At 73.9% G+C, this 16,784-nt stretch carries 16 protein-coding genes; 8 read left to right on the forward strand and 8 right to left on the reverse strand.

The features are described from left to right. Positions 1 to 2 precede the first annotated feature (2 nt). From BMY07_RS07720 to BMY07_RS07745, 6 genes are read right to left on the reverse strand one after another with little or no spacing between them, the layout of a single operon-like run. Positions 3 to 1,592: a class I adenylate-forming enzyme family protein gene (locus tag BMY07_RS07720; protein WP_092775730.1), complete on the reverse strand. Its 1,590-nt coding sequence runs from the start codon at positions 1,590 to 1,592 to the stop codon at positions 3 to 5. After that, positions 1,576 to 2,373, reverse strand: coding sequence for a class I SAM-dependent methyltransferase (locus BMY07_RS07725; protein WP_245782262.1), 798 nt, complete (start codon positions 2,371 to 2,373; stop codon positions 1,576 to 1,578). The genes BMY07_RS07720 and BMY07_RS07725 overlap by 17 nt, the downstream gene beginning before the upstream one ends. After that, positions 2,366 to 3,676: a protoporphyrinogen/coproporphyrinogen oxidase gene (locus BMY07_RS07730; protein ID WP_092775732.1), complete on the reverse strand. Its 1,311-nt coding sequence runs from the start codon at positions 3,674 to 3,676 to the stop codon at positions 2,366 to 2,368. The genes BMY07_RS07725 and BMY07_RS07730 overlap by 8 nt, the downstream gene beginning before the upstream one ends. Then, on the reverse strand, positions 3,673 to 4,629 hold the full coding sequence (locus tag BMY07_RS07735) for a UbiA family prenyltransferase (protein ID WP_092775733.1): 957 nt from the start codon (positions 4,627 to 4,629) through the stop codon (positions 3,673 to 3,675). Before BMY07_RS07735 ends, BMY07_RS07730 begins: the two co-directional genes overlap by 4 nt. Further along, positions 4,626 to 5,750: a DegT/DnrJ/EryC1/StrS family aminotransferase gene (locus tag BMY07_RS07740; protein WP_092775734.1), complete on the reverse strand. Its 1,125-nt coding sequence runs from the start codon at positions 5,748 to 5,750 to the stop codon at positions 4,626 to 4,628. The genes BMY07_RS07735 and BMY07_RS07740 overlap by 4 nt, the downstream gene beginning before the upstream one ends. Beyond that, the gene (locus BMY07_RS07745; RefSeq protein WP_092775735.1) at positions 5,747 to 6,940 is read right to left on the reverse strand and encodes a DegT/DnrJ/EryC1/StrS family aminotransferase; all 1,194 of its coding nucleotides are present in this window, start codon (positions 6,938 to 6,940) and stop codon (positions 5,747 to 5,749) included. Before BMY07_RS07745 ends, BMY07_RS07740 begins: the two co-directional genes overlap by 4 nt. Before the next feature lie 222 nt (positions 6,941 to 7,162). Between BMY07_RS07745 and BMY07_RS07750 the strand changes: the two genes are divergently transcribed. Genes BMY07_RS07750 through BMY07_RS07780 form a run of 7 tightly spaced genes read left to right on the forward strand, consistent with a single transcriptional unit; the run spans position 7,163 to position 14,022 of the window. Next, the gene (locus tag BMY07_RS07750) at positions 7,163 to 8,170 is read left to right on the forward strand and encodes a Gfo/Idh/MocA family oxidoreductase (RefSeq protein WP_092775736.1); all 1,008 of its coding nucleotides are present in this window, start codon (positions 7,163 to 7,165) and stop codon (positions 8,168 to 8,170) included. Then, positions 8,167 to 8,997: a sugar phosphate isomerase/epimerase family protein gene (locus BMY07_RS07755; RefSeq protein WP_092775737.1), complete on the forward strand. Its 831-nt coding sequence runs from the start codon at positions 8,167 to 8,169 to the stop codon at positions 8,995 to 8,997. The genes BMY07_RS07750 and BMY07_RS07755 overlap by 4 nt, the downstream gene beginning before the upstream one ends. A gap of 1 nt (position 8,998) precedes the next feature. After that, positions 8,999 to 10,300, forward strand: coding sequence for a M20/M25/M40 family metallo-hydrolase (locus tag BMY07_RS07760; RefSeq protein ID WP_245782263.1), 1,302 nt, complete (start codon positions 8,999 to 9,001; stop codon positions 10,298 to 10,300). Then, positions 10,291 to 11,418, forward strand: coding sequence for an Ldh family oxidoreductase (locus tag BMY07_RS07765; protein ID WP_342741525.1), 1,128 nt, complete (start codon positions 10,291 to 10,293; stop codon positions 11,416 to 11,418). Before BMY07_RS07760 ends, BMY07_RS07765 begins: the two co-directional genes overlap by 10 nt. Then, entirely contained in the window at positions 11,418 to 12,344 is a 927-nt protein-coding gene (locus tag BMY07_RS07770; RefSeq protein ID WP_092775738.1) for a Gfo/Idh/MocA family protein, read from the forward strand. Before BMY07_RS07765 ends, BMY07_RS07770 begins: the two co-directional genes overlap by 1 nt. Then, positions 12,341 to 12,739: a DUF6917 domain-containing protein gene (locus BMY07_RS07775; RefSeq protein WP_092775739.1), complete on the forward strand. Its 399-nt coding sequence runs from the start codon at positions 12,341 to 12,343 to the stop codon at positions 12,737 to 12,739. The genes BMY07_RS07770 and BMY07_RS07775 overlap by 4 nt, the downstream gene beginning before the upstream one ends. After that, positions 12,736 to 14,022, forward strand: coding sequence for an FAD-dependent oxidoreductase (locus BMY07_RS07780; protein WP_092775740.1), 1,287 nt, complete (start codon positions 12,736 to 12,738; stop codon positions 14,020 to 14,022). Before BMY07_RS07775 ends, BMY07_RS07780 begins: the two co-directional genes overlap by 4 nt. A 52-nt stretch (positions 14,023 to 14,074) precedes the next feature. Here BMY07_RS07780 and BMY07_RS07785 read toward each other — a convergent pair whose 3' ends face one another. Together BMY07_RS07785 and BMY07_RS07790 are read right to left on the reverse strand one after the other, a co-directional pair. After that, the gene (locus BMY07_RS07785; RefSeq protein WP_092775741.1) at positions 14,075 to 15,319 is read right to left on the reverse strand and encodes a nucleotide sugar dehydrogenase; all 1,245 of its coding nucleotides are present in this window, start codon (positions 15,317 to 15,319) and stop codon (positions 14,075 to 14,077) included. A gap of 37 nt (positions 15,320 to 15,356) precedes the next feature. Beyond that, complete coding sequence (locus BMY07_RS07790) at positions 15,357 to 15,686, reverse strand: hypothetical protein (protein WP_092775742.1); 330 nt, start codon at positions 15,684 to 15,686, stop codon at positions 15,357 to 15,359. Positions 15,687 to 15,858: 172 nt separating this feature from the next. Between BMY07_RS07790 and BMY07_RS07795 the strand changes: the two genes are divergently transcribed. Beyond that, entirely contained in the window at positions 15,859 to 16,641 is a 783-nt protein-coding gene (locus BMY07_RS07795) for a DUF3050 domain-containing protein (RefSeq protein ID WP_092775743.1), read from the forward strand. The last annotated feature ends 143 nt before the right edge of the window (positions 16,642 to 16,784 follow it).

Consider the following 16,784-nt stretch of genomic DNA (forward strand, 5'->3'; position numbering starts at 1 on the left):
GCTCAGGTCCAGCGACCGGTCCCGAAGGTGTCCTGGCCCGCGCGCAGCACGGCGCGCAGTTCCATCCTGCGGACCTTGCCGGTGCCGGTGCGCGGGATCTGTTCCCAGGTCAGCAGCACTGGATCGGCCAGCGCGGGCAGGTCGCGCAGCGCGTGCCGCCACTGTGCGGGGTCGAGGTGTCCGTCGCGAGTCACCACGACCGGCTGCGGCAGGCGGCCGGGAGTGGCCAACACCACGCACTCGACGACGTTGGTGACCCGCTCCTCCAGCACGTCCTCGAGTTCCACGCAGCTCTGCCCCGGCAGGACGTCGACCTCCCGGTCCAGCATCAGGTACGAGCCCCAGCGGGTGCGCAGGCCGATGTCGCCGGTGTTCCACCACTCGCCGTCGGTCTTGGCCAGCCAGCGGTCGTGCTCGCCGACGTAGTCGACGCACCGGGTCGGGGTCTTGGCCAGGACCAGGCCCGGGGTGCCGCGCGGGACCGGCTCGAACGTGCGCGGGTCGACCACGCGCAGCCGGGTGCGGCCGGGGGCGGGCCTGCCGAGGTTGCGCGTCGTCGGGTGTCGCGCGTCACGGGCGGCCAGCGAGCGGCGGGTGAGGAACCGGAAGGTCAGCGGGCCGGTCTCCGTCTGCCCCCACACCTGCACCCACAGCGGCCGCCGTCGAGTGGCCGCGAGGAAGGCGCGCACGGTCGGCGGGTGCACCGCGTCGAACGTGCTGATGAACAGCCGGACCCCGCGCAGCGGGTGGTCCGGTTTCTCCAGCAGCGGCCGCCACCGGACGAAGGTGGACGGCAGCGCCTCCAGCGTGGTCGGCGGGTGGTCGCGCAGCACGGGTTCCGCCGCGTCCGGGGCGTCGATGATGACGACCTCGCGCGGCGCCAGCCACAGCACGCTCGCCGTCCAGGGCACCGCGCGGCCGTGGCTGTACGAGATCGCCGAGCACACCGTGTCGCGTCTGCGGGCGGAGACGATCGGCAGCCGGGTGGACTCCGCGCCCGCCAGGCCGTGCACCAGGGTGCGGTTGGTGTGCACGACCAGCTTCGGCACCCCGGTGGTCCCGGAGGTGTGCACGACCAGCAGCGGGTCGTCATCGTCGCGAGTGGACGGTGGTGGCGGTTCGCTGCCCCACAGGCGTTCGAGGTTGATGGTGTCCGGGTAGCGGCCTTCGAGGGTCACGGTGCGCGCGGCGCGGGCGATGAGCGTGATGCCGTGCGCGCGGGCGGTGTCCAGGACGGTGCGGGTGGTGATGAGCAGCGCGGGTTCGAGCCGTTCGAGCAGGACCTCCAGCGCGTGCGGGGCCAGTTGGTCCGACAGCAGCGCCGGGACGGCACCGACGCGCACGGCGGCGCACGCGATGAGCACGTAATCCCAGTGGTTCGGCTTGACCACGGCCACCCGGTCGCCCGGCTTCACCCCCGCCGCGTGCAGCCACCCCGCGACGTTGCGGACCAGCGCGGCGACGGCGGGCATGTCGTAGCTGGTGCCGAAGTCGGGGGCGATGTCGAGCGGGCGGGACAGCACGACCCTGGTGCCGACCCGGCGGGCGACCAGGTCGTCGAACAGGGTGCCCAGATCACGCGGCTTGCTCATCGGCGCCCTTCCGGCCGATGACGGTGATCATCACCTGGGACAGCCAGCGGGTCCCCGGGTCGTCGATGTCGGCGAGCGCGGCGTCCACCTCGGCCGCGGTCACCAGCCCGCGCCCGACCATGGCGGGCTTCAGGTGCTCCAGCCACAGTGCGAACCAGCGGCCCTGCGGGGTACCACCGGTGATCACCTCGGCCCGGCCCTCGGCGCGCACGTCCCGCAGCCCGGCGCCGTGCGCGAGGTCGACGTCGAGCAGCCCGCAGCGCGGGTGGTAGCCGGACTCGGCCATCACCGCGTACGCCGCGTCGCGGACCCTGGGCCGCAGCACCCCGCCTGCGGTGGCCAGCGTGGTCGCCGTGTCGGTGTCCTCCAGCACGAGGTGCCCGCCGGGGCGCAGCGCGGCGACCATCCGGCGCACCGCGGCCGCCCGGTCCGCGAGGTGCTGCACCACGAGCCGCGCGTGCACCAGGTCGTAGTTGCCGCCGGGCACCGGGTCGCGGCTGATGTCGCCGCGGTGCACCGAGACGCCGCAGCCGCGCAACCAGCCCAGCCGGGAGGTGTCGATGTCGAGGGCCGTGACCGCGGCGCCGCACTCGGCCAGCCACGCCGCGATCGACCCGCGCCCGGCGCCGATCTCCAGGCACCGGCTGCCCCTGCCGACCCCCAGCGCGGCGAGGCGGCTGGTGGTGCCCGGGTCCCAGAGGTGCTCGCCGAGCGAGAGCCTCTCCTCCTCCCGCGCGAAGGAGGTCGCGAACACGTAGCTGATCGTCGCGGGCTCAGCCACGGGCCACCGCCGGGGAGTCCACAACGGACAGCCGCTCGGCCACCAGTTCCGCCGAGCGCACCGCGGCCTCGCTGCTGGGCCGCATCGCGTACCAGTCGCCCACGTACTCGACCGCGGCAGGCGGCCTGCCCGCGAACCCCGCGCGGGCGTTGAGCGCGGCGGGGGTGGGCATCGGCAGCCCGTGCTCGAAGCGGGTGACGATGGTGCCGCGCAGGGCGTGCGCGATGCCGGGCAGGTACTTCTCGGCGTGGGCGATCAGGGTGCGGCTGATCTCGTCGTCGGTCTGCTCCAGCAGCGCGGGCACCGCGGCGGGCGTGGCGACCAGGCTGACCATGCCCCGGTCGACGGGCACCCGGCCCAGGTGCTTGCGGTCGTCGACGACCAGGCCCGCCAGGACCTGGTTCTCCACCTCCGGGACGGCGAGGGCGAACGAGCGGCCCAGTCCGTCGAGTGGCCGCGACAGCAGGCAGACGACCTTCACCATCGGCCGGTACTCGCACCGCCGCACGTACTCGGGCGCGCCGCCGTGCAGGGTGACCGCGAGCGGGGCGGGCACGGCCATGACGATGGTGCGGGCCGTCAGCGGGGTGCGGTCGGCGACCAGCCGGGCGCCGGTGTCGGTGGTGACGACCTCGCGGACCGGCACGCCGGTGCTGACCTCCACCTGGTCGGCCAGCCGCAGCGCCAGGGTGTCCATGCCGTCGCGGAAGGTGCGGAAGGTCTTGGTGGCGCCCACCGCGAGGGTGTGGCTCAGGAACGGGCCCGCGCACGCCTGGGTGGTGTCCCAGCCGAAGTAGCCGCCCGCCAGCGGCTGGAACAGGTAGTCGTGCAGGTCGCCGCGGGAGATCTCGGCGATGGTGCGGTCGCCGAGCGGGGTGGCCTCCGGGGTGTCGACGTCGTAGGCGCGGCGCCTGGCCGCGGCGCCGCCGAGCAGGCCCAGCAGGGTCAGCCGGGCCGGGACGCCGAGACCCGCGCCGGTGAGCAGGCCGATCGGGTCGCCGACGTGGCCGCGGGCCTTGCCGTCGCGCCAGACCGCGAGGTCGGCGCCGATCAGCGGGACCTCGGCGTCGGTGAGCCGCAGGTCCTCGATCAGCCGCCAGGTGGCCGGGTAGCCGGTGCTGCCGATCATCTCGGCGCCGGTGTCGGCGAGGTAGCCGTCGCGGCGCTCGGTGCGCATCCGGCCGCCGATGTGCTCGCCGGACTCGAAGACGTGCACGGACCTGCCTTGGGCGCGCAGCCGGTAGGCGGCGGCCAGCCCCGCGATCCCGGCTCCGACGACGGCGACATCCAGATCTGGGCTCACGAACCGGCTCCAACGACGAGGATCAGGTTGACCGCGACCAGCGTCGCGGTGGTGGCGCGGTGGGCGCGCAGGCCGAGCAGCCTGGCGGCGAGCAGGTCGCCGAGTCCGACGCCGCGGCGCAGCTGCGCGACCCGGACCCCCATGGCGGGCAGCATCGCCAGCGCGAACCACCACGGCGCGGGGCCGAGCCCGGCTGCGGTGACCACGAGGGCGACCTCGGCGACGGTGAGCCCGGCGATGAACGCGCGGTTGGCCTGGGCGCTGACGATCGCGGCGACCGTCGGGCGGCCGACGGCGGCGTCCCCCTCGGCGTCGCGGGTGTTGGAGTACACCCCGAACAGCAGCGGCCCGAGTCCGAACAGGACGGCCTGCACGGCGCCGAACCCGGTGAGGCCGCCGGTCGACAGGCCGACCCCGACCAGCACCAGCCCGGTGCCGAACCCGGCGAGGAACACCTCCTGCCAGCCGCGGTAGCTGATCTTGAGCCCCCAGGAGTACTGCACCGAGGACGCCAGGCACAGCGCGGCGAGCAGCACGGTCCACAGTGGAGCGAACGGCGCGATCAGGACCGCGAGCAGCCAGAGTGCCGCTCCGGCACCCGCGGCCGCCCAACCGAAGCGGATGGCCTCGGCCTCGCTGAGCTCCCCGGTCAGCAGCGGCTTGCGGGCCAGCTTGCGCGCGGGCGCGTCCGGGCCGTAGTTGGCCGCGTCGCTGCCGTCGCGGTAGCCGGTGACGTCGTCGAAGGCCACCGACCCGGCCACCACGCACACCGTGCCCAGCCCGAACACCAGCAGCACGGCCAGTGCCGAGGGGCTGAACCCGGCCAGCGCCCAGGCCAGCGGGAACGCGAGGTAGTAGTCCCAGACGTCGAGCTTGGCGAGCCTGGCGTAGGCGCCGAGCCTGCCGCGGGTATCGGGCGCGGCCAGCGGGCCCTGGGACAGCGGCATGGTCATCGGGGGCTCCCCGGGAAGTCGCAGACCGCGTCGGCGATGTGCTCGACCTGGGCGTCGGTCAGGTGCGGGTAGATGGGCAGGGCGAGGGTGCGGGCGCTGGCCAGTTCCGCGTGCGGCCAGTACTGCCCCTGCCGGGCGTACGGGGCGAAGGCGGGCTGGGCAGGCAGCGGCGCGGGGTAGTAGACGTGGCTGTCGACGCCCCTGGCGGCCAGGTGCCGCTTGAGGTCGTCGCGGCGGTCGGCGAGCAGGGAGTAGACGTAGAAGCAGCGGCCGGCGCGGCCGGGCGGCGGGGGCTGGACGCCGCGCTCGACCAGCGGGGCGAACCGGGCGGTGTAGTAGTCGGCGATCTCGGCGCGGCGGCGCAGCCTGGCGGCGAGGCCGGGCAGCCGCTGGAGCTGGAAGTCGGCCATCACCTCGTCGAAGCGGCTGTTGTGGCCGACCACGTGGTGCACGAACCGGGTCCGCCCGTCCTGGCCGTGGTTGCGCAGCATCCGCGCCATCCGGCCCAGCTCGGGGTCGTCGGTGACCACCGCGCCGCCCTCGCCGATCGAGCCGAACGTCTTGACCTGGACGAACGAGAACACCCCGGCGTCGCCCCAGCGGCCAGCGGGCACCCCGCCGAGCACGCCGCCCTGGGCGACCGCGGAGTCCTCCACCAGCCGGACACCGTGCCGGGTGGCCAGCTCGCGCATCGTGGGCATGTCGGCCATCACCGAGAACATGTGCGCGGGCATGATCGCCGCGGTCCGGCTGGAGATCGCGGCCTCGACCTCGTAGGGCTCGATGACCATCGTCCACGGGTGCACGTCGGCGAACACCGGCGTCGCGCCGACGGAGATCACCGACGACGCGAGCGGGGCGCAGCCGAACGCGGGAACCACCACCTCGTCGCCCGCGCCGATGCCCATCGCGCGCAGCACCAGCGTCAGCGCCGTCGTGCCGCTGCCGCAGGCGACCACGTCGGCGGCACCGAGGTCGCGCCGCAGCGCCTCCTCGAACGCGGCGGTGCGCTCGCCGAGGATGAACCTCTGCTCCGGCGCGGTGCCGATGCGGAACACCGTCTCCAGCAGGGCGTCGCGCTCGCGGTCGAACAGGTCCGGGGGGAAGAACGGGAGGGTCACGCGCCGCCCCCGCCGTAGAAGGCGCGGATGAGCGAGCAGACCCGGTCGACCTGGGCCTCGGTGAGGTCGGGGTAGAGCGGGAGGGCGACGGCGTTGGCGCAGGCGGCCTCGGCGTGCGGGAACTGGCCGCGCCGGTACCCGAGGTGGGCGAAGCAGGGTTGCAGGTGCAGCGGGACCGGGTAGTAGGTCTCGGTGCCCACCGAGTGCGCCGACAGGTACGCGGCGAGGGCGTCGCGGTGGTCGACCTCGACCAGGTAGACGTAGAACACCGGGTTCGTGTCCGCGTCCCGGTGTTGCACCGTGGGCAGGCGGCGGATGCCGGGGCAGCCGCGCAGCGCCTGGGTGTAGTGCGCGGCGAGGGTGGCGCGGCGGGCGATGTCGGCGTCGAGGGTGGCGAGCTTGGCCAGCAGCACCGCGGCCTGCACGTCGTCCATCTTGGAGTTGCAGCCGGGCAGGACCGTCTCGTTCGAGATGCCGGGGAAGTTGTCCAGCGTGTGCCCGAACCGGCCGTGGTGGCGCAGCGCGGCGGCGGTCTCGGCGATCCGGTCGTCGTCGGTGATCACCGCGCCCGCGTCGCCGAGCGCGCCGAGGGTCTTGGTGGGGAAGAAGGAGAGCACCCCGCCCGCGCCGTGCAGGCCTGCGTGCAGCCCGTCCCAGCGCATGCCGATCGCCTCGGCGCTGTCCTCGACGACGGTGAGCGCGTGCCGCTGGGCGAACGCGGTGACCGCGCCGAGGTCGGCGAGCTGGCAGAACAGGTGCACCGGCATGACCATCCTGGTGGCGGCGGTGACCGCCACTGTGGACACGTCGACGCCGTAGCCGACCGGGTCGATGTCGGCGAACGCGGGCCGCCCACCGGCCAGCACCACCGAGGACGCCGAGGCGACGAAGCTGAACGCGGGCACGACCACCTCGTCGCCCGGCTGCAGGCCCGCCGCGCGCAGCAGCAGCACCAGCGCGTCGGTGCCGGAGTTGACCCCGACCACGTGCCGGGCGCCGAGGTACTCGGCCAGGGCGCGCTCGAACCGGCCGACCAGCGGGCCGTGCGAGTACTTGCCGCGGTCGACCACCGCGTCCAGGTTGGCCTTGACCGAGGGCCACAGCGCGGCGAACGACGCCGCCTGGGTGAAGAAGGGCACCGCGGGCGCGGCCGCGGTCCCCCGGTCCGCGACTACCGCGGCGTGCTCCATGCCTGTCCTTGCCCGTCCTCGAAGACCAGTACCGCGACCGGTACCGCGGTGCCACGCCGCACCCGGCGCGCGGTCCAAACTAGGTGGTGGGCATCCGTTGCGCGGCAACGCAAACAAAAGATCACACGGACGTGTGGCGGTGCCGGGTCCACGTTGACACCCGCGGCCGCGGCGACCAGGGTTTGGCGCGTCCCGAGGTCGCCAGGAGGAGGCACGCCACCCATGCTGGGCACGCTCGTGGTCGGGCTCGGTCGGGCAGGCGCAGGCCTGCACCTGCCGGTGCTGCGCAGGCTCGGGCACGGCGGCGGCAGGCCGTTCGGGCGGCCGCCGATCACCGTGTACGACCCGAGGCGCAGGCTGGGTGACGCCGACCTCGGCGACGTCGCGGTGGCGCACTCGCCCGCGCACGCCGCGACCCTGGTGGATCCCGATCGGACGGTGGTGCACCTGTGCACCGGTCCGAGCGCGCGGCTGCGGCCGCTGACCGAGCTGGCGGACCTGGGGTTCCGCCGGTTCCTGGTGGAGAAGCCGCTGGCGGGTGACGAGGTCGAGCTGCGCGAGGTGCTGCGGCTGCGCGAGCACGGCAGGCTCGACCTGCTGCCGGTGGCGCAGTGGCGGTGCAGCGAGCTGACCACGCGGCTGCTCGGCGTGCTGGCGGGCGGGCGGCTGGGCCGGTTGCGGTCGGTGGAGTTCACCCAGTCCAAGCCCCGCTTCGCCAGGACCCTGGCAGGCGACGACCACCCGTCGGCCTTCGACGTGGAGGTCCCGCACTCGCTGGCGGTGGCCCTGCTGCTCGCCGGGCGCGGCGAGGTCGTGGCGGCCGGGTGCACCGACATGCTGCTCGGCGACGCGGTGTTCCCGTCGCTCGGCGGGGCGTGGCTGCGGCTGCGGCACGCCGACGGCGTGCTCACCGACATCCGCGCCGACCTGACCGCGCCGGTGCGGGAGCGGCGGGTGACCGTCGAGCTGGAGGGCGGCACGCTGGTGGGGCACTACCCGATCAGCGCGGCGGACGAGTACGCGCAGCTGTCGGTGCGCACCAAGGGCGGCAAGGTCGAGTCGGTGTTCCGCGACGACTCGCTCGGCGCGTTCATCGCCCGCGCCTACCGGCACTTCGAGGGCACCGAGCCGATCACCGACGAGCCAGCGACCGGCGCCACCGTCGTGTCGCTGCTGGCCGAGGCGAAGCGGGTGGCCGGGCTGCGCGCGCCGGTGGAGGTCCCGAGGTGACGGTGCTGGCCGGGATCGGCGACGAGGCCGGGCCGGGGCTGGCCGAGCAGGTCGCCGCGATCGCCGCGCTGGGCTGGTCGGCGATCGAGCTGCGGTCGGTGGACGGGGTGCCCTTCGCCGCGCTGGACGAGGCCGCGTTCGACGCGGTGGCCGCGACGCTGGCGGAGCTGGGGCTGCGCACGGTGTGCGTCGACTCGCGCATCGGCGACTGGTCGACCTCGATCACCGGTGACTTCGGCCGCGACCTGGAGGAGCTGCGGGTGCTGGCCGAGCGGTGCGGGCGGCTGGGCACCCGGTACGTGCGGGTGATGTCGTACCCGAACGACGGCCTGCACGACGACGAGTGGGAGCACCGGGCGCTGCGCCGGATGCGGGAGCTGGCGGCGCGCGCCGAGCAGGCGGACCTGGTGCTGCTGCACGAGAACTGCGCGGGCTGGGCCGGTGCGGACGCGGCGCGCGCGGCGCGGATGCTCGAAGAGGCCGACAGCCCGGCGTTGCGGCTGCTGTTCGACACCGGCAACGGCATCGCCTACGGCTACCGGGCGGCGGACTACCTGCGACCGCTGGTGCCGCACATCGCGCACGTGCACGTCAAGGACGGCTTCGTCGGCCCGGAAGGTCCTGAGTGGACACTGCCGGGGCACGGCGAGGCCGATGTCGCGGGGTGTCTCGCGCTGCTGACCGAGAACGGCTACCAGGGCGCGCTGTCCATCGAACCGCACCTGACGCTGCGCCCGCACGAGTCCGAGGGCGGCACGGGAACCGCGGACGGCTTCATCGAGGCGGGCCGCGCGCTCGAGGCCTTGCTCGCCCCAGCGGGCCGGTGACGTGGCCGAGTTCACCGACACCGACGCGGCCCTGCTGCTCCGGTTGATCAACCTGCCCACCGCCGGTCCGATGGAGGGCGTCGAGCCCGCGCTGCTGTGGGAGGCGCAGTACCTCTACGCGGACGCGGCGAGCGGGTTCTCCGTCGTGCACCACGCGCCCGCCGACCGGTCCGCGATGGACCTGCCGGGGGTGCCCGCCGCGGTGCGCGCGGCCGCGCAGGACCCGACTTTCCTGGCCAACCAACCGAACCTGGTGCTGCGGCTGGGCCCGGCGGACGCGCCGACGGTGATGTTCAACGTGCACCTGGACACCGTCGCCGGGCACGAGCGCGGCGGCTACGACGGGTGTGTGATCCACGGCAGGGGCGCGGTCGACGCCAAGGGTCCGGCGGTGGCGCTGCTGGCCGGGGTGCGGGACGCGGTGCGGCGGGACCCGAGGGTGGGCACCGAGGTGTCGGTGCTCATCCAGGCGGTGGCGGGCGAGGAGGGCGGCGCGATGGGGACCTTCGGGACCCGGCCGCTGGTCAACGCCGGGTACTACGGGGCGCTGAACGTGTTCTGCGAGCCGACCGGGCTGCGGTACCTGACCAGGGCCACCGCGTCGGCGACCGCGCGGGTCCGGGTCGCGGGCACCGGGTCGATCGACGACCGGCCCGGCGACGGCCACAACGCCACCGTGCTGCTGGGCTTCCTCGCCCAGCACCTGGCCGCCCGGCTCGCGGGCACGAAGGCGTGCATCGCGGGCCTGCACACCGGGACCAGGCACAACCGCGTCTACGGCGGCGGCGACCTGCTGGTCAACCTCGCCTACGCCGACAACGGCGACGCGCTCACCACCGCGCTCGAGCAGGCCGTCGCCGATGGCGTCGCCCGGTTCGGGCAGGTGTTCGCCGAGGTCCCCGAACTGGCCCGCACCGCAGCCGACGCGCACCGGGTGACCACAGTGGACTGGATCAAGCGCGGCCTGCCCGCGCTGTCGGTCGCCAACCCGTGGCTCGACGCGCTGATGGCCGAGGCCGAGGTGCCCGCGTGGCCCGCGCACGAACCCGCGTTCACCTGCGACGCCATCTGGATGGCGGGGGTGAGCGGTGCCGCGACGGCGGTGCTGGGCCCCGGTGACCTCGCCGCCAACAACGCCCACGCCGAGGGCGAGTTCGTCGCCGTCGCCGACCTGGCCGGGTTCGCCGACCAGGTCTCGCGCGTGCTGCGTACCTTCGCGAGCACGCCCCGCCACATCCCGCACCCCCGCTGGTCGACTCCCCCGATGAGCACGGTTCCCTCTACCGAAACGGCATGGCGATGACCGACCTCGCTCCTCCCCCCACCGACTCCTCCCCCGTGACCGTGCGCGTCACCCACGACGACCTGCTGCGGTTCACCGCCGAGGTGTTCACCGCGCACGGCATCCCCCCGCACCGCTCGATGGCCGCCGCGACCGCGTTGTGCCACGGCGACATCACCGGCACCACCTCGCACGGGCTGGTCAACCTGACCCGGATCTACCTGCCGCTGCTGGCTTCCGGCCGCGCGCGCGCCGACGCCGAGCCGAGGGTGCTGGCCGACCGGGGCGCCACCGTGCTGCTCGACGGCCAGGGCGCGCTCGGGCTGTGGCTGGCCGGTGAGGCGATGGACCTGGCCGCGCGGCGGGCCGCCGAGTACGGCATCGGCCTGGTGTCGGTGCGCGGCGGCACGCACTTCGGTTGCGCCGGACCGCACGCGCTGCGGGCGGTGGCGCACGACATGATCGGCGTGGTCGCGGCCAACTGCGGGCACCAGCGGATCGCGCGGCCGCCGGGCGGGCGGGTGCCGATGCTGGGCACCAACCCGCTCAGCGTGGCCGCGCCTGCCGGGACGAACCCGCCGTTCCTGCTGGACATGAGCACCACCACGGTCCCGACCGGCAAGGTCAGGGCGGCGGCGCGGGCGGGCACGGACATCCCGGCCGGGTGGCTGGCCGACGACGCCGGTGAACCGGTGACCGACCCCGGCCTGTTCGACACCGGCGACGCGCACCTGACCTGGCTCGGCGGGCCGGGTTCGGGGCAGTACAAGGGTTTCGGGCTCGGGCTGATGGTCGAGGTGCTGGCCGCGCTGGTCCCCGGCGCGGGCCTGGGCCCGTCGCAGGCGGCGCTGTCGGTGGACCGGACACCCGACGACGACATCGGGTACCTGGTGCTGGCCATCGCCCCGGCCGCACTGCGCCAACCCGGTACCTACCAACGGGAAGCGGGCGCGCTGTTCGGCGCTCTGCTGGCGTGCCCACCGGTCCAGGGCGGCGCGGAGGTGTCGTACCCGGGGGTGCCCGAGGCCAGGCACGCCGAACTCGCCCGCCGCGACGGGGTACCGCTCGACGGCGCCCTGTTCACCGAGCTGGCCGACCTGGCCGAGCGGCTGGGTGTGCCGCTGCCGGAGGTGTGCTGATGCGCATCGGCGTGATCGGCCTCGGCGTCATCTCCCGGTACTACCTGGCCGCCCTGGGCGAGGGCGGGCCGGTGCGGCTGGCGGCGGTGTGCGACGTGCGGCCGGAGGCCCTGGCGCCCTACCGCGACGAGGTCCCGTGCTGGCGCGACCACCGGGACATGATCGCCGCCGGTGGCCTGGACGGGGTCGTGGTGACGGTGCCCAACGACCAGCACGCCCCGGTGTGCCGCGACCTGCTCGACGCCGGACTGCCGGTGTGCGTGGAGAAGCCGCTGGCGACCAGGCTGCGCGACGGGCTCGCCCTGGCCGAGTTGGCGGCGACCCGGGGCGCGGTGCTGTTCACCTCGTTCCACCGCAGGTACAACGCCAGGGTCGGCGCGCTGCTGGAGTCGCTGCCCGCCGGGGTGCCGGTGGAGTCGGTGCGGGTGCGGTACCTGGAACGCATCGAGGACCACGTCGGCGAGGACGGCTGGTACCTCGACCCGGCCCGCTGCGGCGGTGGCTGCGTCGCCGACAACGGGCCCAACGCCTTCGACCTGGTGCGCCAGCTGGTCGGCACCGCGCAGGTGTCCGGTGTGGACATCACGCGGGACTCGCTCGGCGTCGACCGGCGCGCGGTGGTCGACCTGGTGGCCGAGTCCGGCGCGCGGGCCACCGTCGAGCTGGACTGGGACCACCCCGGCGAGACCAAGGACGTCGAGGTCCGGCTGGCCGACGGCACGACCAGGGTGGCCGACATGCTGGCCGGGTTCGCCGGGTTCAAGCAGTCGCTGTGGCACGAGTACGCCGGGGTGCTGCGCGCCTTCACCCAGGCCATCCACACCGGCGGGGTCGACCGCGACGGGCTGGCCGCCCTCGCCACGGTCGACGCCGCCTACCGGGCCGAGCAGTGGTCGCGGCCCGCGATGATCGGGGAGACGACATGATCGAGGACGGCAGCAAGCGCACGGTGTCCGGGGTGCTGGTGAAGGTCCTGGTGCACCGGCGCGACGACCGGGGCATGCGGCTGGAGGAGTTCGCCAGCCGGTGCGTGCGCCAGGGCGAGGTGCACGAGCTGGTGACCACCGACCACGCGGTCGGCGACGGCAGCATCGACCGGGTCGGGTTCCTCGGCTTCGCCGAGATCCGGCACGGCGGGGTGATCGACCGCGGCGACGAGGTGCGCATCGGCGGCCAGGTCGTCGGCACCGTGCTCGGCTTCGACGCCTGCCACTTCCCCAACCACTACAACATCCTGATCAGCCGGGAGTCGCCGGTGACCGGCGAGCAGATCGCGCTGTCGCCGGAGTCGGCCGTGCAGTTCGTGCAGAGCGCGCCGTGAGGCGGGCGGTCGTCGCGGGCGGCAGCGTCGCCGGTCTGCTCGCGGCCAGGGTGCTGCGGGACTGGGCGGACGAGGTCGTGGTCGTGGAGCCGGACCCGCTGCCCGCCGGTCCGACCAACCGGCCGGGGACCGCGCACGGGGAGCAGTTCCACGTGCTGCTGGGGCTGGCGCAGGAGCTGCTCGGGCACTGGTTCCCGGACCTGCTGGCCGACCTGGTCGCCGATGGCGTGGTGGTGTGCACGCCGGGGCAGGACGGGCGGATGTTCGTCGACGGGCGGCCGCGGCCGGTGGTGCCCGGTGACGTGCTGGTGCCGTTCTACCGGCCGCTGCTGGAGTGGCACATCCGCGAGGCCGTGCTGCCCTCGGTGCGGCTGGTGGCCGACCGGGTGGTGGGACTGGTGGGCGGCGCCGAGGTGCGCGGGGTTCGACTCGCCTCAGGGTCCGTTGTGGACGGTGCGGACCTGGTGGTGGACGCGACCGGGCGGGGAAGCCGGTTGGGCGCGTGGTTGGCCGAGCTGGGCTTCCCCGCCCCGCCGCGGCAACGGGTCGGCCTGGACCTGGGGTACGCGACGGTGCTGTTCCACCGGTCCCCCGGGGAGCGCCTGGACGACCTGCTGGCGGTGCACTCCCTGCGGTCGCCCGCGTCGTCGCGGCCGGGGGTGAGCTGCGTGGCGCCGATCGGGCCGGACCGCTGGATGTGCACCATCTCCGGCTACGGCGACGACCGCCCCACCCGCGACCCCGACGAGTTCACCGCCCGCTGCCTGCTCGAACCCGCCGACGCGTTCGCCACCCTGGCCAAGACCGGCACCCCGGCGGGCCCGGTGATCACCCACCGCTTCCCGCACAGCCTCCGCCGCGACTTCCACGCGATGCCCGCCTTCCCCACCGGCCTCGTCCCGATCGGCGACGCGGTGGCGTCCTTCAACCCGATCTACGGCCAGGGCGTCCCCTCCGCCGCCCTGCACGCCTCCGCCCTCGCCGCCTGGCTGCCCACCGGCGACCCGGTCACCGGCTACTTCCGCCGCCTCAAGGTCATCGTCGACACCGCGTGGCAGACCAGCACCACCGAAGACCTCCGCCTCCCCCACGTCACCGCCACCCGCCCGCTCACCTACCCCCTGCAACGCGCCATCTCCACCGCCATCGACCACGCCGCCATGACCGACCCCCTGGTAGCCCAACGCTTCGTCGAGGTCGTCAACATGCGCATCCGCCCCACCGACCTGCTCACCCCAGCGGTCCTCGGCCGCACCCTGCTGGCCACACTCCGCAAGAGCTAGGCCCGCAGGGGTAGCCACAGTCCCCCGCCTGCCCGCTGCCGACGTGGAAGGGCTACAAGCGTTCGACGTTGTCGCCGTCGAGGTGGCCTCGGGTGTCGAGGATGGACTTGGCGGTGTTGGCGATGTGGGGGAGGTCGTAGCAGCGGTGGGCTTGCAGGAGGATGACGAGGTCGGCGTCCGGGTCCACCGCGGGGGAGGAGGGGACGGGGTCGTCGTCGACGGTGAAGCGGGGGGCGTGGGGGTCGTGGTAGGAGACGTGGGCGCCGAGGGCGCGGAGTTGGCGGACGACGCCGGTGGCCGGGGATTGGCGCAGGTCGGCGACGTCGGCCTTGTAGGTGACGCCGAGCAGGACCACGCGGGCGCCGAAGACGCGGCCGCCGTCGCGGACCAGGATGTCCCTGGCGCGGCGCACGACGTAGCCGGGCATGCCCGCGTTGACCTCCTGCGCGGTGGTGACCATCGAGCACGGCAGGCCCTCGGCGCGGGCGCGGTTGGCCAGGTAGCGCGGGTCGACCGGGATGCAGTGGCCGCCGACGCCGGGGCCCGGCGAGAACGGCTGGAAGCCGAAGGGCTTGGTCGCCGAGCAGCGCAGCACGTCCCACACGTCGACGCCGAGCCGGTCGCAGAACACCGCCAGCTCGTTGACCAGCGCGATGTTCACCAGCCGGTAGCTGTTCTCCAGCAGCTTGGCCGTCTCCGCCTCGCGCAGCCCGGCGGCCACCACCACCGAGTCGACCAGCAGCTCGTAGAACGCCGCGCACCGCTTGGCGCACACCGGGGTCAGCCCGGCCACCACCTTGGGCGTGTTCTCCAGGACGTACTCGCCGTTGCCGGGGTCGATGCGCTCCGGGGAGTAGCCGAGGTTGAAGTCCACCCCGGCCACCAGCCCGGTCGACTCCAGCACCGGCAGCAGGACCTCCTCGGTGGTCCCCGGGTAGCTGGTGGACTCCAGCACCACCAGGCTGCCCGGCCGCAGCCGCGCCGCCACCGCGCGACCGGCGGCCAGCACCGCGCGCAGGTCCGGCTCGCCGTCGACCAGCCCGGTGGGCACGCAGATCACCACCGTGTCCGCTGTGGACACCGCGTCGAACGCGGTGCTGGCGGTGAACCCACCGGCGCGCATCGCGGTGACGGCCTCGGCGCCGATGTCCTGCACGTGCGAGCGACCCCCGGTGAGCCCGGCGACCACGGCGGCGTCGGTGTCCACCCCGACCACCGTGAGACCCGCCGCCACCGCACGCCTGGCCAGCGGCAGTCCGACGTAACCGAGTCCGACCACCACGAGGTCCGCTGACACGGGATCGATAGTCCTTCCTGGCGGTGGGGGCCGGGGCTCAGACGCTGAAGCTGCCGACCGGGCTGACGTGGGTGCCGTTGCCCGGCTTGAGGGTCTGCACCGGGAAGATCGGGAAGGTGCACTTCGGGTCGAAGTAGATGGTCACCACCCGGTCGGTCTGGTTGATCAGCACGTGCGAGGCGAACGGCAGGCTGAAGCAGCCGCTGGGTTCCTTGTAGACGGTGACCGGGGTGAACTCCATCTGGAAGACCACGACCTGGTCCGGCTGCGGCGGCGGGGGCAGCTCGGCACCGGCCGAGGTGGCCGTGGCGAGGGTGGCCAGTGCCGCCGCGGCGAACGCGGCCGAGATCTTGCGGGCGAACCGCATGACGGGTCCTTCCTGGTGATCGGGTGCGTGCTGCCCATGCTGGTCATTTCCAGACCCACTCGCAGTCGCTGAGTCGGGTACGGGTTTTCACCTCTTCGATAAGTGGCGCGTGACCGCCGGTATCCCTACCGTCCGCTAGGTCACCGCATGACCGGCGAGAGGCAAGGTGGAGATGACCCGCTACGACTGGGCGCGATCACACCCCGGTATCGACAGCGTCGTGGCGGGCGTCGCCCCGGTCGTCGCCGAGGCCGCCGGTCACCCGGTCTACCAGCGGATCACCACCCCGGCCGAGGTCGCGGTGTTCATGAGCCACCACGTGTTCGCGGTGTGGGACCAGATGTCGGTGCTCAAGCGGCTGCAGAACGAGCTGACCTGCGTGCGGGTGCCGTGGGTGCCGACCGGCGCGCCGATCAGCCGCAGGCTGGTCAACGACATCGTGCTGGTCGAGGAGAGCGACGAGTTCGGCGAGGGGTTCGTCAGCCACTTCGAGCTCTACCGGCACGCGATGACCGAGGCGGGCGCCGACACCCGCGCCATCGACGCTTTCCTCGACCTGCTGCGCGCCGGGTCCGCGGTGCCCGACGCGCTCGCCGCCGCGGCCGTGCCCGGTCCCGTCGCCGACTTCGTGAGCGCGACGGGCGCTGTGGTGAGCAAGGCACCGGTGCACTGCAAGGCGGCGGCGTTCGCCTTCGGCCGCGACGACCTGCTGCCCGCGCTGGTGCCGCACGAGGCGGGGTCGCTGCCGCTGCTGCGCCACTACGTCCGTCGCCACCTGGAGATCGATACCGAGCAGCACACGCCGATGGCGATGCAGATGGTGGCCGACCTCTGTGGACCGGACGAGGACAAGTGGGCCGAGTGCGTCACCACCGTCGTGGGCGTGCTGCGCGCCAGGATCGGGCTGTGGGACGGCGTTGTCGAGGCCGTGGACCGCGAACTGGCCAACGCCTGACTACGTGTGTCCCATTGGGATGATGGCAGATACCCCCGATTTGGGTACACGCGAGCCAGTCCCGGTGGCGCCCAGCGTTGCTAGTGTCGCTTTTGCGGGGCCAGATTGCGAAACATTTGTGGCTTCGGCTCCCGCGTTCACAC

The organism is Actinokineospora terrae, assembly GCF_900111175.1.
Taxonomy (GTDB): domain Bacteria; phylum Actinomycetota; class Actinomycetes; order Mycobacteriales; family Pseudonocardiaceae; genus Actinokineospora; species Actinokineospora terrae.

What these genes read in the sequence shown, in the direction of transcription:
- BMY07_RS07720 (WP_092775730.1), bottom strand. Translation starts at nt 1,592, where the DNA reads ATGAGCAAGCCGCGTGATCTGGGCACCCTGTTCGACGACCTGGTCGCC.
- BMY07_RS07735 (WP_092775733.1), bottom strand. Translation starts at nt 4,629, where the DNA reads ATGACCATGCCGCTGTCCCAGGGCCCGCTGGCCGCGCCCGATACCCGC.
- BMY07_RS07745 (WP_092775735.1), bottom strand. Translation starts at nt 6,940, where the DNA reads ATGGAGCACGCCGCGGTAGTCGCGGACCGGGGGACCGCGGCCGCGCCC.
- BMY07_RS07750 (WP_092775736.1), top strand. Translation starts at nt 7,163, where the DNA reads ATGCTGGGCACGCTCGTGGTCGGGCTCGGTCGGGCAGGCGCAGGCCTG.
- BMY07_RS07765 (WP_342741525.1), top strand. Translation starts at nt 10,291, where the DNA reads ATGGCGATGACCGACCTCGCTCCTCCCCCCACCGACTCCTCCCCCGTG.
- BMY07_RS07770 (WP_092775738.1), top strand. Translation starts at nt 11,418, where the DNA reads ATGCGCATCGGCGTGATCGGCCTCGGCGTCATCTCCCGGTACTACCTG.
- BMY07_RS07775 (WP_092775739.1), top strand. Translation starts at nt 12,341, where the DNA reads ATGATCGAGGACGGCAGCAAGCGCACGGTGTCCGGGGTGCTGGTGAAG.
- BMY07_RS07790 (WP_092775742.1), bottom strand. Translation starts at nt 15,686, where the DNA reads ATGCGGTTCGCCCGCAAGATCTCGGCCGCGTTCGCCGCGGCGGCACTG.
- BMY07_RS07795 (WP_092775743.1), top strand. Translation starts at nt 15,859, where the DNA reads ATGACCCGCTACGACTGGGCGCGATCACACCCCGGTATCGACAGCGTC.